This is a genomic window from Serratia sp. (in: enterobacteria) (assembly GCF_046715635.1).
In the GTDB taxonomy this organism is placed as follows: Bacteria; Pseudomonadota; Gammaproteobacteria; order Enterobacterales; family Enterobacteriaceae; genus Chania.
In genome coordinates this window covers 17,423-31,769 of sequence record NZ_JBKJYW010000421.1, presented here as the reverse complement: position 1 = coordinate 31,769, position 14,347 = coordinate 17,423, and the positions used below count along the sequence as shown (strand labels likewise).

The window sequence follows — 14,347 nt, the reverse complement described above, 5'->3', positions numbered from 1 at the left end:
TGACTATGAAGATCGCGTTGATGATTACATCATCAAAAATGCCGATCTGTCGAAAGAACGCCGCGATCTGTCCAAAAAGCTGAAAGCGATGGGCGAAGTGAAGTAATTCGCGTCAAACAGGGCTGGGGATCTCCCGGCCCTGTCTCTTTTCAGGGCTTTGCGTCCTGAACGACCATAAAGAATAACGATATGTTACAGCGCTATAGCAAATCTGCTTAAAGCAGCTACGCAAATGTTATAAATAGACTTTGCCGTATGGATTTCAAACTGTTGCTTGAAAGACGACGGGTATGGATTTCTTTGCCAGTAGAGGCTGTCACAATGGCAGAACAGCAACTCAGCACCTTTCTCAACCTGGACGAGACGCTTCACCCTCCCCGTATCCTGGCATCTGGGGATTGGGTGTTGGCACATTATCGCCTGTTGGAACCCGCCGTTGGGCAACTGCAAGCGCGCCTGCCAGCCAATGTGGTGTTCGATCTTAGCCAACTGGGCAGTCTGGATACGGCAGGTGCTACCTTGCTGGTCAATCTGCTGGGTGACCAACGGATATCCGATCTCAAACAGTTAGCTCCTACGCTCCCTGTGGAGCGCCGCGTGCTGCTGGAAACCGTTGGCCGTGCATTGCAAGGGTTTACGCCACTACCGGCAGAAAAACCCCCCGGCCTGGCGATCGAACTGCTGGCTAACGTCGGCCAGTCGATGGAAAATTTCTGGCACAACCTGGTAGCCCTGCTGGGGTTTATCGGCCTGACGCTGCAAACCCTGTTTGCCAGTCTGCTGCGCCCTAAGAGCTGGCGGATCACCTCGCTGGTGGCCAATCTCCAGCAAATCGGCCTGAATGCGGTGCCGATCATTATGCTGCTGACCTTCCTGGTAGGGGCAGTCATCGCCTTCCTGGGTTCAACCGTCCTGTCTACCTTCGGTGCCAGCATTTTTACCGTGCAACTGGTGGTATTTTCCTTCCTGCGAGAGTTTGCGGTGCTGCTGACGGCCATCTTGATGGCGGGCCGCACCGCCAGCGCCTTTACCGCAGAGATCGGCCTGATGAAGGCCAATGAGGAAATAGATGCTATTCAGGCGATGGGGCTGAACCCGGTTGAACTGTTGGTGCTGCCGCGCGTGCTGGCGCTGCTACTGGCACTGCCGATGCTCACCTTTATCGGCATGATTAGCGGCATCTTTGGTGGCATGGTCGTCTGTGCCCTGACGCTGGATATCTCACCAACCATGTTTTTAACCATCACCCAAAGCAGCGGCGGTTTTCAGAACTTCCTGGTGGGGATGAGCAAGGCACCGGTGTTTGCGTTCCTGATTGCCATTATCGGCTGTCTGGAAGGGTTTAAAGTCACTGGTAGCGCTGAATCGGTAGGGGCACATACCACCGCCAGCGTCGTACACTCAATCTTTGTAGTGATCCTGCTGGATGCGGTCGCTGCACTGTTCTTTATGGAGATGGGCGTGTGAGCCAGGCGACCCCGGAAGCCATTATTCGCATCCGTAAATTGCGAAACTGTTTTGGTACCCAATGTGTGCATGTGGACCTCGATCTGGACGTGCGCCGAGGAGAAATCCTGGGCGTGGTCGGCGGTTCGGGCACCGGCAAATCCGTGCTGTTGCGCAGCATCGTTGGTCTGCGCCGCCCAACCGCTGGCCAGATCCACGTCTTTGGCGAAGATCTGATGGCGCTCTCGGGTACGCGCCGCTCCGTGCTGGAAAGGCGATTTGGCGTGCTGTTTCAGAGAGGGGCATTGTTCAGCTCGCTGACGGTGACGGAAAACGTGGCGCTGCCGCTGATTGAATACGCAGGCTTGCCACGCCGTGATGCCGAGCAACTGGCACAGGTGAAGTTGGCGCTGGCCGGGCTGCCTGCCAGTGCCGGCAACAAGTATCCGGCCTCGCTGTCTGGCGGCATGGTCAAGCGTGCCGCGTTGGCCCGATCGCTGGCGTTGGATCCGGAAATTGTGTTTCTGGATGAGCCAACGGCCGGGCTGGATCCCATCGGTGCCGCCGCCTTTGACAGCCTGATCCGCACGCTGCGCGATGCCTTGGGATTAACGGTGTTTCTGGTCACCCACGATCTCGATACGCTGTATACGATCTGTGATCGGGTAGCGGTCCTTTCGCAGAAGAAGGTGCTGGTGGTGGATACGCTGGAGGTGGTGGCCGCCACTGACGATGCCTGGATCCAAGAGTATTTCCACGGCCCGCGTGGGCGGGCGGCACAGCAGGCCGTAACGAATATCCCAGAGAGGCAATACTAAATGGAAACCCGTGCGCATCATGTCTTGATTGGTTTATTTACGCTCATTATTTTCACTGCCGTGCTGCTGTTCAGCCTGTGGCTAACCAAGTCTGGCACCGATCGCCAGTTCAAGCAGTACGATATCGTGTTCAATGAAGCCGTCAGCGGCCTGTCACAGGGCAGCACGGTCAATTACAGCGGGATCCGCGTGGGTGAAGTGACTTTGCTGCGATTGGACCCCAACGTGCCGACCAAAGTCTGGGCGCGCATTCGGGTCGCAGCCTCTGCGCCGATCCGTGAGGATACCCAGGCCCGCCTGGCGATAGCGGGCATTACCGGTACGTCCAATATCCAACTGAGCGGTGGCAGCGAAGCCAGCCCGATGCTGACAGGAGAGGATGGGGCAATCCCGGTGATTATCGCGACGCCATCGCCGCTGACCCAGTTGCTTGCCAATGGCGAAGATGTGATGAGCAATGTCAACCAGGTGCTGGTGCGTTTGAATCAGCTCATGACGCCGGATAATCAGCAGCGTCTGGTCAATACGCTGGATAATCTGGAACAAATTACCTCGACCGTGGCCGGGCAGCGTGAAGATATCCGCACCATCCTGCAACAGTTGGCGCTGGTGACCAAGCAAAGCAACGACACACTGGCGCAGACCAATCGGTTGGTGCGCAATGCCAACGTGTTGCTGGACGGGCAGGGCAAGCAGTTGGTCAGCAATGCGGCTAACACTATGGCATCGCTTGAGAAGACCAGTGCGCTGCTCAATAAATTGCTCAATGAGAATCAACAGTCACTCAATAGTGGCATCCAGGGATTCAACGATCTTGGCCCGGCGGTGGATGAATTGCGCAGAACCTTATTGACCTTACGCGGTGCCATGAGCCGTCTGGAAGAGAACCCGTCCGCGTTGCTCAGGGGCCGCGAACGTACCAAGGAGTTTACCCCTAAATGATTAAGCAAAAACTTCGCCAGATGCTACGGTTGTTGGTGCTGGTTGCCGTGATGCCGCTGGCCGCCTGCACTATTTTGCCGGAAAGCCCGATACAGCAGGTGTATTTGCTGCCTGCCCAGCCAGTGGCCGTGACCGGGGGCCAGGCGTCTGATCGCTCGGTGCGTATCGTGCAGCCCAATGCCAGCCAGTTTTTGAACGGTACGCGTATTGCGGTGCAGCCTCAGGGCGCGGAGATCACCTCTTTTAGCGGTTCGCGCTGGAGCGATCCGGCCCCATTGTTGCTGCGTAATCGCCTGATCCAGGAGTTTCGCACCAGTGGTCATTTCCGCTCGGTGAGCAGCGACGATGACAATTTACAGGCAGATCTTGAGCTGGGCGGCGATTTGTCCTCCTTCCAAGGGGTCTATAACGGAGATCGGGGCGAAGTGGTGATCCGCTTTGATGCTCGCCTGGTTCGCACCTCCGATCGCCGAGTGATGGCCAGCCGTAGTTTTGCGGTGCGCGAGCCGATCCACGGTAAATCGATGGATAACGTCGTGCAGGCCTTTGGCTTGGCCAGCGATAAGCTGGCAGCGCAGACGCTGGCGTGGGCGCGCCAGCAGGCGGCTAATTAAGACTCGTCGGCCATGGCCTTTAACCACTGGATAAAGGCATTGATTTTGGGCCATTGCCGATCTGAGAGCGTGGAAATGTAGTAACGCTGGGCGCATTGCATTTCCATGCCGGGGAAGGGCGCGATAAGTTCGTTATTTTCCAGGCGTTTGCTCACCAACTTCTTGCGGCCCATGGCAATTCCCACGTGGTTCATGGCCGCGATCACCGCCAGATCCGAACGATCAAACCCCATCCCGCGCTGGCCTTCGGCAAATTCCAGATCAAAGTGTTTGGCCCAGGTATTCCATTCCCCAATATCCGAGTCGTAACTCCATGCCTGACGATCGTGCAATAACGTGCAGCGCCGCAGGTTGGCGGGGTTGCCCACCAGTTCATAGCGCTCGGCGTACTCCGGGCTGCATACTGGCACGATCGATTCATCCATCAAATGCTGGCAGTCAAGTTTCTCCGGCGTTTTGTCATCAAAATAGATCGCCAGATCGATCCCCGCACCGTGGAAGTTCACCATTTCGTTGCCGGTGAGAATATTCAGGCTGATGGCCGGATATTGGCGATCAAAGTCCGCCAGCTTGGGCACCAGCCAGCATTGGGCAATCGACGGGCGGGAGTAGATAGTCAGAGTGCCAGACAGCTCCTGGCTTTTAATCTCCAGTATCTCCTGATTGAGATAGCTGAGTGACGATTTCAGCACCCAGAAAAGCCGTTCGCCCTCGGGCGTCAGCTCGATCCGGCGGTGAAAACGCTGGAATAGCTTAAAGCCCAACTCGGCTTCCAGGTTGTTGATCCGATGGCTGACGGCGCTGGGGGTGATTGCCAACTCTTCGGCGGCCAGCACGAACGAGCCTTGCCGCGCGGCAATCTCAAACGTATGCAGTTTGGCTAATTGATAGCCATTCAGATGCCTGTTGCGGGCGAGTTGGTGCTTTTCGTCATACACGGTCATCACCTGTTAATCAGTAGGGGGCGCCGCATGCTGCGCCCGTTATCAATCATCATTGAGTATATCGAAACCCGGGCTTAAAGATGAATCAATGTGATTCAAAGACACAAATAGTGCCAAATGTTGACCGAAATCACCTGATTGATTGAATCTGGCTCATGTGAAGAGGCGTTTTGATCGTTTGTCAGCGCAGGGGCGTTAGTTTCCAATAGGGGTGAACTTTATCCTGGAAGGACGCTGAACATGGACTCGCAGATCTGGGTAGTCGCTACGTTATTAAGCAGCATCATTATCATTATTCTCACTATCGTAAAATTCAAGATCCACCCGTTCCTGGCGCTGTTGCTGGCCAGTTTTTATGTCGGAGCCCTGATGGGCATGAACCCGCTGGAAATGGTCAATGCCATTGAAGGCGGCATCGGCGGGACCTTAGGCTTCCTGGCGGCGGTGATTGGTTTAGGCACCATTCTGGGCAATATGATGGAAGTGTCCGGGGCGGCAGAACGCATCGGCATCACTTTGCAAAAGTGCCGTTGGCTGTCGGCTGACGTGATCATGGTGCTGGTGGGGTTGGTCTGCGGCATTACGCTGTTTGTTGAAGTGGGCGTGGTGTTGCTGATCCCGTTGGCCTTCTCGATTGCCAAAAAAACCAATACCTCCTTGCTGAAGCTGGCAATCCCGCTGTGTACCGCGCTGATGGCCGTGCACTGTGTGGTTCCTCCACATCCGGCGGCGCTGTTTGTCACCAACAAGCTGGGTGCTGATGTGGGGTCTGTGATTGTTTATGGCTTGATGGTCGGGCTGGCCGCTTCGCTGATCGGTGGGCCGTTGTTCCTGAAACTGGTTGGCAAACGCCTGCCGTTCAAACCGGTACCCGCTGAGTTCTCCTCCGTGCAGGTCCGTAACGAGCAGGACTTGCCTTCGTTGGGTGCCACACTGTTTACCGTGCTATTGCCGATCATTCTGATGTTGGTGAAAACCGCAGCGGAACTCTATATGGCCAAAGACAGCGCGTTGTATACCTTCCTGGAGTTTATCGGCAACCCGATCACCGCCATGTTTATTGCCGCCTTCGTGGCCTACTACGTGCTGGGTATTCGCCGCAACATGGGCATGGGCACCTTACTGACCAAAACCGAAAACGGCTTCTCTTCCATCGCCAACATCCTGCTGATTATCGGGGCGGGTGGCGCATTCAACGGCATATTAAAAGCCAGCGGGTTGGCAGATACGCTGGCGGTGATCCTGTCGAATATGGATATGCATCCGATCTTACTGGCCTGGCTGGTGGCTATCTGCCTGCATGCGGCGGTGGGGTCGGCTACAGTGGCCATGATGGGAGCGACGGCCATTGTTGCCCCTGTATTACCACATTATCCCGGCGTCAGCCCTGAGATCATCGCGTTGGCCATTGGCTCGGGTGCTATCGGTTGCACCATCGTCACCGACTCGCTGTTCTGGCTGGTGAAACAATACTGCGGCGCGACGCTCAGTGAGATGTTTAAGTATTATACCTCGGCCACCTTTATTGCTTCGCTGATTGCGCTGGGAACCACATTCCTGCTTTCTTATATCATCTAGACCAAAAGAGACTATTTATGAATACGTTAGACATTGAAAACCTGGTAGTGAAATTTCCTTTGGTGCAACGGCTGATAGAGTTGGAAACGGTGACCTGGTTCAACCCTAATACGGTCACGCTGGCAGAAGGGCTACCCTACGTAGGGCTGACGCAAAACGATGTCGCCGAGGCCGAAGCGCGCTTGAAACGCTTTGCTCCGTACCTGTGCCTGGCATTTCCTGAAACGCAGCAAACGAACGGTATTATCGAGTCTGAAGTGGTGGCGATCCCGGCGATGCAAAGCGCGCTGGAGCAGCGTTATGAGCAGGCCATCGCGGGCAAGATGTGGTTGAAAAAGGACAGCCATTTGCCGATTTCTGGCTCCATCAAGGCCCGTGGCGGCATCTATGAAGTGCTGACTCATGCGGAAAAGCTGGCCATCGAGGCGGGCATGCTGTCAGTAGACGACGATTACAGCATCCTGTTTAGTGACAAGTTCCGCCAGTTCTTCAGCCAATACAGCATCGCCGTGGGGTCAACTGGCAACCTGGGGATGTCGATTGGCATCATGAGCGCCAAGCTGGGGTTCAGCGTCAGCGTGCATATGTCTGCCGATGCCCGTGCCTGGAAAAAGCGCAAACTGCGTGAACACGGCGTTAACGTCGTGGAGTACGAACAGGATTACGGTGTGGCGGTAGCTCAAGGGCGTAAGCAGGCAGAATCCGATCCACGCTGTTTCTTTATCGATGATGAGAATTCGCAAACCCTGTTCCTCGGCTATGCGGTGGCCGGTGGTCGCCTGAAAAAGCAGTTTGCACAGATGAACATCCAGGTTGATCAGGATCATCCGTTATTTGTCTATTTGCCCTGTGGCGTAGGCGGCGGCCCTGGCGGCGTGGCGTTTGGCCTGAAGCTGGCGTTTGGTGACCATGTGCACTGCCTCTTTGCCGAGCCGACGCATTCACCTTGCATGCTGCTGGGGATCCACACCGGATTGCACGACCATATCGCGGTGCAGGATCTGGGAATTGATAACGTTACCGCGGCGGATGGTTTGGCCGTTGGCCGGGCTTCTGGATTTGTCGGGCGCGCTATGGAACGCCTGCTGGATGGTTTCTACACCCTGAGCGATCAGGAGATGTACGACCTGCTTGCCTTGCTCGCCGGTGTTGAGGGCATTCAGTTGGAACCTTCTGCGTTGGCTGGTATGGCGGGGCCAGCTAGAGTCTGCGCCGACCCACATTATCTGGACAGCCACCAGATCGATGCCCAACGGATCGCTAATGCGACGCATTTGGTTTGGGCAACCGGCGGTGGCATGGTGCCCGAGGAAGAAATGGCCAAGTATCTCGCAGCGGCAAAACGCTAGCACTGCATGTTGTTAAACGGGCGCAGCTGCGCCCGTATTGGCTATGTCTCTCCTCACATTTTCCTAAACCAGAGCAATAAATCGTCGCCATAGTTTGACCTCGATCAGAGTATCGTCCTGATGCGCCCTTCATAATGAGAATTAATCCCATTATAAGAATGCCTATCATGACCATGCGTATTATTGGACGGATCCTGTTATTCTGCGCCGGATGGTTTCTTCTCAGCTCTGTCGCCCTGGCAGCCGCAGATTACCAACAACTGAGCGATGACATTCAGTCACGCCTGGATAAAACCTCGCAGTTCTACCAGCAACAACAGATTGCTGAAGCCCGCAGCGAAGTACAGATGGCCTATTTTGAGGTGTTCGAAAACCTCGAAGGCCCGATCCGCATCAACATTTCCGCACAAAAAAGCTATCAGATGGAGGCCGCCTTTGGCGAAATCCGCAAGATGATCGGCGATGGCAAGCCGCAGGCGGAGGTCGATGCCAAAATAGCCTGGCTGAAAAATGAGTTAAACAGCGTGCTACCGGTATTGAGCGATGGGCACAAACTCACGGCGGAGCAGCAGCACGGCGCCTACGACAACGAACAAATCGCACCTTATTGGCAGCAGAGCTTTAAAACCATCGATGACCTGTTGGCCGAAGCCGTTGGCCTGTATCAAAGCAATAGCTACGCTGAAGCCAGCAAAAAAGTGCAACAGGCGCAGTATGACGGCTTCAAAAACTCCGAAATGGAAACCTCACTGCGGCAAAATCGCTCTTCCCAGCAGGCCGGTGACATTAACCGCCAGTTCTCTGAGCTGATCAAACTGAGCGGCGAACCGGACCAGATGAACGAGGTCGGCTACCGTGTCACCGCCTTATTACAAGATCTTGAAGACCTGCTGCCTGGGTTGCCAACCACCCGAGATGACCAAGTTGTTGCAGCCATGCCTGACGCCAATGACGCCACGGCGGATGCGGACTGGCAGAAAGTGACCAACGATATTGATAAAGCGGTTAATGCCGCCATTGCGCAATACGCCACCGGCGATGCCAAAGGCGCCATGATGGCGATCCAGGATGCTTACTTCGACCTGTTTGAAGCCAGCGGTATGGAGAACAAGATCGGCTCGCGCGATTCGGCCTTTAAAACCCGCATCGAAGGCTACTTCACGCGCATGGTTAGCCAGATCAAAGCTGGGCAACCGCTTGAGACGGTGAAGGAGCAGTCTCAGGCGCTGCAAACCGATTTGGCGGCGGCGGTAGAGATGTTGGGTACTGGCGGCCAGACCAATTGGAGCCTGCTGATTTACAGCCTGTTAATCATCGTGCGCGAGGGGCTGGAAGCCTTGCTGATCGTCGCGGCTATCGTCGCATATCTGGTGAAAAACAATCATCACGACAAATTGCCGCTCATCCGTCAGTCGGTGTATGTCGCGCTACTGGCTAGCGTGATCACCGCCGTGATCTTCCAGTGGCTGTTCTCTAACTCCGGTGCCAGCCGTGAACTACTGGAAGGGTTCACCATGCTGATCGCGGTGGTGATGCTGTTCTCCATGAGTTACTGGCTGCTGTCAAAAGTGGAAGCCAAACAGTGGAAAGCCTATCTGGAAGGTAAGCTTTCTCACTCATTGAGCAGCGGCTCGATGATTGGTCTGTGGCTGACCAGCTTCCTGGCGGTATACCGCGAAGGGGCGGAAACCGTGCTGTTCTATTTTGCCCTGATGGGGGACTCCAGCTCGATGGAAGGGCACTTGTCCATTCTGGGCGGATTCCTGATCGGCTGTGTGATCTTGCTGATTGCCTACCTGATCATGCGCTACAGCGTCGTCAAGTTACCTCTCAAGCCGTTCTTTATGTTTACCGGCAGCTTTATGTACCTGATGGCCTTTGTGTTTGCTGGCAAAGGTGTGCTGGAGCTGATCGAAGGCAAGCTATTCGAACCGACGTTGCTGTCGGGCGTGCCAGAAATTTCCTGGCTGGGGATTTACCCTTATGTCGAAACGCTGATACCGCAGGCGATCCTGCTGATTGCCGCCGTATTTGCCCTGTGGGTCATGAGACGGGGAACCGTAGCAACAAGTCGGGGGTAATACCCCCGCAGTATCTCTGGGATGTTTTTTTAATCAGATTGATTATTTACCGAGGATGATAACAGCATGGCTATGAACAAAAAATTAATCAGTGGCGCACTGATCGCCGGGATCTTCACTGCACCCGCGGCGTTTGCCTTCAAAGAGTACCCTGCTGGTGAACCAGTAAAAATGAACGAGCTGGAGATCGCGGCTGTTTATCTGCAACCGATCGATATGGATCCGCGTGGGATGGGGCTGCCAGCGGCTAAAGCCGACATTCACCTGGAAGCGGATATCCACTCGGTTGAGGGCAACAAGAACGGCTTTGGCGCGGGCGAATGGATGCCTTACCTGACCATCGCCTACACCCTGACCAACACCGATACCGGTGAGAAGCAGGAAGGTACCTTTATGCCAATGGTCGCCAGCGACGGCCCACACTACGGTGCCAACATCAAGATGATGGGCGTGGGCAACTACAAGGTGACCTATCATATCGATCCGCCATCCAAAGCCGGTTTGCATCGCCATACCGATAGCGACACCGGCGTTGGCCGCTGGTGGAAACCTTTCGATGTCAGCTTCGACTTCAAATATGTCGGTTTGAACTGATTTACCCGGTCGTCGGGATATCGAGATTAACTGGCCGGGCAAGCAGCAATGTTTCCCCGGCCGTTGGCGTTTAAATGCCAACGCCACGCGACGTTCTCCGTTGGTTGCCATGATTGGACAAGCTCATCATTAACGGATAACGGTTAATACCCAATTGCCGCTCAGGCAGAGCTTGTCAGTGAGCGGGGTGTACAGCCATCATGAGTTATTTTCTTGTTTCGGTACTGCAATCTTTCCTGCCCGTTGCTCTGCTGCTGGGGCTGAGCTGGACAGCACGCAAAACTCCCCTGGTGCGCCCGATGGTGCTGCTGAGCCTGATCGGCTTTTTTGGCGGTACCTTTACTGCGGCCCACCTGCCTGATTCACAGCAATGGGCGCTGTGGTTTACCGGCCTGCAAATCGCTCTGATCCTATTGTTCCTGCTCAGCCAGTTTACCTCTGGTTCGCGTTCGGGGTATGTCTGGCAGTTTATCCTGGTGCTGGTGGCTGCGCTGCGGTGGGGGAAAACCCCTAACCTGGGGGCGATCACCGCCACCGACGTCATCAACACTGAGCTGCTGCTCAATATCAGTGCGGTGATTGCTGGCATGATTATCGTGGCGTTTGCCGGGGCGCTGTTGGCGGCCTGCGTGCGTCAGATTCGCACTCTACGCTGGCCGCTGCTGCTATTGTTGGCGTTGCTATTGTTGGCACCGCTCTCCGGCGAGCTGATGCTGGCATTAATGAAGCTTCAGGTGCTGGAACTCACCAAATCCTTGCTGAGTTATGTAGCCAAAGTCACCAATGCCAACGGCCTGATTAACTATTTCTGCGGCGGATTGCTGCTGCTGACGGCTTTGGTTTACCTGTTGAAAGTCGTCATACCACGTCGTCGGGCGCAGGCGGAAACGCGGCCCATCGAACACCGTAAGGCCATTGCTCTCTATCAAAATTCCCGGCGCGTGTTGGTGATGACCTTGCTGCTGGCGCTGATTGCCGCCGGTTCCCAACTCTATTGGGACAAAATTGCCTCCCAACCCCCTCGCTTATCTGAAGCCTTGCCGGTGACGCTGAATGCCGATGGGCTGGTCCATATCCCGATAGAACAGGTCAAGGATGGCAAACTGCACCGCTTTGTCTGGGTGGCTGACGACGGTAAAGCCGTACGCTTCTTCGTGATCAACCGTTATCCAGACAAACTGCGCCTGGGCGTGGTGTTTGATGCCTGCCTGTTGTGCGGCGATCAGGGCTATGTAATGGAAGGTAATCAGGTGATTTGCGTGGCCTGCGACGTACGGATATTTATTCCGTCGATCGGTAAGCCGGGTGGCTGCAACCCAGTACCGATCGAAGAATGGGATATGACCGCCACGGATTTGGTCATCAGCAAGAAATCGCTGGAGTCCGGCCTTAACTATTTCAGCACCATTATTACGCTGGAAGTCACCGACCCGGTCGACGGCAGCAAGCTGACCAACACTAAGGCGGAACATCGCTACAACTACGCTGGTAAAACCTATTTCTTCTCCAACGCGGCCAACTATGAAGCCTTCCGCGACATGCCAGAGAAATTCATCAAGGAAGGGGAATAACCATGTTATGGCGCATGCTGCAACAGTCGTGGTATCGCAATATCCGCAAGAAATCGCTGGCGGTGATCACCATTTTTCTGGCTGCGGGCCTGGTTTCTGCCCTGCTGGCGGTGTCGATCGATATCGGCGACAAAATGGCCCGGGAAATGAAATCCTATGGGGCCAACATCTTGATCGAACCGGCCGGGCAGGCGACCTTGCCCTCGCTGTTTGGTGAGAAAAACAACCCGCTGGCCGGTCAGGACTTTCTCGACGAGGCCGAGCTGCCCAATATTAAAGACATCTTCTGGCGCAACAACATCATCGGCTTTGCCCCGTTGCTGAGCGGTGAGGTCAGCGTACAGCAACGTGTAATACCGGTGTTAGGGACCTTCTTTGAGCAGAAGGTCAACGTACCGGATGAAGAGAACTATCAGACCGGCCAGAAGATTATCAGCCCTTATTGGCAGGTGACCGGTCAGTGGCCTGATGAAAGCGGCGCGGCCAATCAGGCGCTGGTTGGCCAACAGTTGGCTCAGCAAAGCGGTTGGAAGATTGGCGACACCCTTACTGTCAAAGGCCCGGCAACGGCGCTGGAGGTGACGATCAGCGGCATTCTGGCCAGCGGTGGTGATGAAGAACAGCAACTGGTGCTGCCCTTGGCGCAGGCTCAGAACCTGCTGGGGCTGAAAGGCAAGGTGCAGGCCATCCGCGTCTCCGCGCTGACGGTGCCGGAGAACGAGCTGTCACGCAAGGCCAGGGCCGATCTGGAGTCGCTGGACGCAGAAGAATACGACCTGTGGTATTGCACCGCGTACGTCTCGTCTATCGCTCATCAGTTGGAAGAGGCGATATCCGGCTCCGGCGTTCGCCCGATCTGGCAGGTGGCCGCCTCTGAAGGGATTGTGATCGAGAAGATCCAACTGTTGCTGGCGGTGGTGACGCTGGCTGCGCTATTGGCCTCCGCCATGGGCATTGCCTCGCTGATGACCAGTAATATTATGGAGCGCACCAAAGAGATTGGCCTGATGAAAGCGCTGGGGGCCAGACAGTGGCAGATTATGATGCTGTTCTATCTGGAGGCGGCGATGAGCGGCATTATTGGCGGCCTGTTAGGCTGCATTGCCGGTTGGGGATTGGCTAAGGGGATTGGTTTGATGCTGTTCGGTGCGCCGTTGAGCTTTGCCTGGATTGTGGTGCCTTGCGTGCTGGTGCTGTCGGTACTGATTGCGCTGGCAGGGACCTGGTTCCCGGCTCGCCGCATCGCTCATCTCTACCCGGTGGAGGTGCTGTATGGCCGTTAATTCCTCTCAGAGCATGTTCTGGCGCCTGGTGTTCCGCGCATTGCGCTTACGGATGCAGCGGGTGGCGGTGGTGTTTGCTGCGTTGGCGGTAGGGGCGGCGATCGTCACGGCGATGTCTGCGGTGTATTTTGATATCAACGCCAAAATGAGCCAGGAGCTACGCACCTTCGGCGCCAACTTTTATGTTGGGCCAGGGATGGGTAACTCCATGGCAGAGAAGAGTTATCAGCAGATTGTCGACAACGCACCGCCGGGGCTGGTGACGGCCAATAGCCCGTACTTATACGGCATGGCGCGTACCGAACTGGAAAAAGTGGTGGTGATGGGCGTGTGGTTTGAATCGCTCAAGCAGATCGTCCCTTACTGGCAGGTGACAGGCAACTGGATTGGCGTCAGCTTTGACGATCGCAATGCGATGATCGGCTACAAGCTGGCAAACCGCCTTGAGCTCAAAGTGGGGGACTCGGTGGTGCTGGTGGAAGGGGATCAGAAGAAAAAGTTGCAGATCAAAGGCATTGTCGAAGCCGGTGACGCAACGGATAACGTGCTGATTATCAACCTGCCGCTGGCCCAAAGTTGGCTACACCAGCCGGAACTGATCAGCCATGCCTTATTTAGCGTGAACAACGAACGGGGGCAGGTGGAGCAGTTTGCTGAGCAGTTGCAAAAACGCTATCCCGATTTGGAAATTCGCCCGATCCGCAAGGTTTCGGCTTCTGAAGGCCAGGTGCTGGACAAGATCAAAGGGCTGATGGGGTTGGTTTCGGCGGTTATCCTGGTGTTATCAACGCTGTGCGTGAATACCACCTTGATGGCGATCGTCAGTGAACGGTCGCGGGAGTTTGCCTTACAAAAAGCGTTAGGTGCCAAAAGCAGCGATATCGTGCGCCAGATTATGGCGGAGACCTTGATTATCGCGCTGTTCGCCGTGGTGGTCGGCATTATTGCGGGCTATATCCTGGCACAGGTTCTGGGGCATACCGTGTTCTCTGCCTCTATCGGGCTGCGGGCGCAGGTTATTCCACTGACGGTCATTCTTTCATTGCTGGTTGCCCTGATTGCAGCCGCATTGCCAACTTATCGCGCCGTGAATATTGAGCCGGCCAAAGTGTTAAAAGGAGAGTAAC

13 protein-coding genes are annotated in these 14,347 nt (G+C 55.4%); 12 read left to right on the top strand and 1 reads right to left on the bottom strand.

Features of this window, described 5'->3' with window-relative positions; all coding sequences use genetic code 11:
- From ACLQ7H_RS21970 to ACLQ7H_RS21950, 5 genes are all read left to right on the top strand, one after another.
- Positions 1-106: DUF496 family protein (locus ACLQ7H_RS21970; protein WP_411754493.1), on the top strand; the 106-nt coding region annotated here is incomplete at its 5' end.
- 215 nt (positions 107-321) lie between these two features.
- Entirely contained in the window at positions 322-1,467 is a 1,146-nt protein-coding gene (locus ACLQ7H_RS21965; protein WP_411754488.1) for an MlaE family ABC transporter permease, read from the top strand.
- The gene (locus tag ACLQ7H_RS21960; protein WP_411754487.1) at positions 1,464-2,264 is read left to right on the top strand and encodes an ABC transporter ATP-binding protein; all 801 of its coding nucleotides are present in this window, start codon (positions 1,464-1,466) and stop codon (positions 2,262-2,264) included. Before ACLQ7H_RS21965 ends, ACLQ7H_RS21960 begins: the two co-directional genes overlap by 4 nt.
- Positions 2,265-3,206 (top strand): MlaD family protein, encoded by a 942-nt coding sequence (locus tag ACLQ7H_RS21955; RefSeq protein WP_411754486.1) that lies wholly within the window; start codon positions 2,265-2,267, stop codon positions 3,204-3,206.
- Positions 3,203-3,820, top strand: a complete 618-nt coding sequence (locus tag ACLQ7H_RS21950; protein WP_411754485.1) for an ABC-type transport auxiliary lipoprotein family protein — start codon at positions 3,203-3,205, stop codon at positions 3,818-3,820. The genes ACLQ7H_RS21955 and ACLQ7H_RS21950 overlap by 4 nt, the downstream gene beginning before the upstream one ends.
- Here the strand turns inward: ACLQ7H_RS21950 and dsdC are convergent.
- Complete coding sequence (dsdC, locus tag ACLQ7H_RS21945) at positions 3,817-4,764, bottom strand: DNA-binding transcriptional regulator DsdC (protein ID WP_411754492.1); 948 nt, start codon at positions 4,762-4,764, stop codon at positions 3,817-3,819. The genes ACLQ7H_RS21950 and dsdC overlap by 4 nt on opposite strands.
- 240 nt (positions 4,765-5,004) lie before the next feature.
- Between dsdC and dsdX the strand changes: the two genes are divergently transcribed.
- From dsdX to ACLQ7H_RS21910, 7 genes are all read left to right on the top strand, one after another.
- Entirely contained in the window at positions 5,005-6,342 is a 1,338-nt protein-coding gene (gene dsdX / locus ACLQ7H_RS21940; RefSeq protein ID WP_411754484.1) for a D-serine transporter DsdX, read from the top strand.
- Positions 6,343-6,359: 17 nt separating this feature from the next.
- Complete coding sequence (locus ACLQ7H_RS21935; protein ID WP_411754483.1) at positions 6,360-7,691, top strand: D-serine ammonia-lyase; 1,332 nt, start codon at positions 6,360-6,362, stop codon at positions 7,689-7,691.
- A 173-nt stretch (positions 7,692-7,864) separates the two neighbouring features.
- Positions 7,865-9,772, top strand: a complete 1,908-nt coding sequence (locus ACLQ7H_RS21930) for an FTR1 family protein (protein ID WP_411754491.1) — start codon at positions 7,865-7,867, stop codon at positions 9,770-9,772.
- A 66-nt stretch (positions 9,773-9,838) separates the two neighbouring features.
- Positions 9,839-10,366, top strand: coding sequence for an iron transporter (locus ACLQ7H_RS21925; RefSeq protein ID WP_024485920.1), 528 nt, complete (start codon positions 9,839-9,841; stop codon positions 10,364-10,366).
- A gap of 200 nt (positions 10,367-10,566) precedes the next feature.
- Positions 10,567-11,937 carry a Fe-S-containing protein gene (locus ACLQ7H_RS21920; RefSeq protein WP_411754482.1) on the top strand — a complete coding sequence of 457 codons (1,371 nt, stop codon included), beginning with the start codon at positions 10,567-10,569 and terminating at the stop codon, positions 11,935-11,937.
- A 2-nt stretch (positions 11,938-11,939) separates the two neighbouring features.
- Positions 11,940-13,220 carry an ABC transporter permease gene (locus tag ACLQ7H_RS21915; protein WP_411754481.1) on the top strand — a complete coding sequence of 427 codons (1,281 nt, stop codon included), beginning with the start codon at positions 11,940-11,942 and terminating at the stop codon, positions 13,218-13,220.
- A gap of 13 nt (positions 13,221-13,233) precedes the next feature.
- Complete coding sequence (locus tag ACLQ7H_RS21910; protein ID WP_411754490.1) at positions 13,234-14,346, top strand: ABC transporter permease; 1,113 nt, start codon at positions 13,234-13,236, stop codon at positions 14,344-14,346.
- Position 14,347 lies beyond the last annotated feature (1 nt).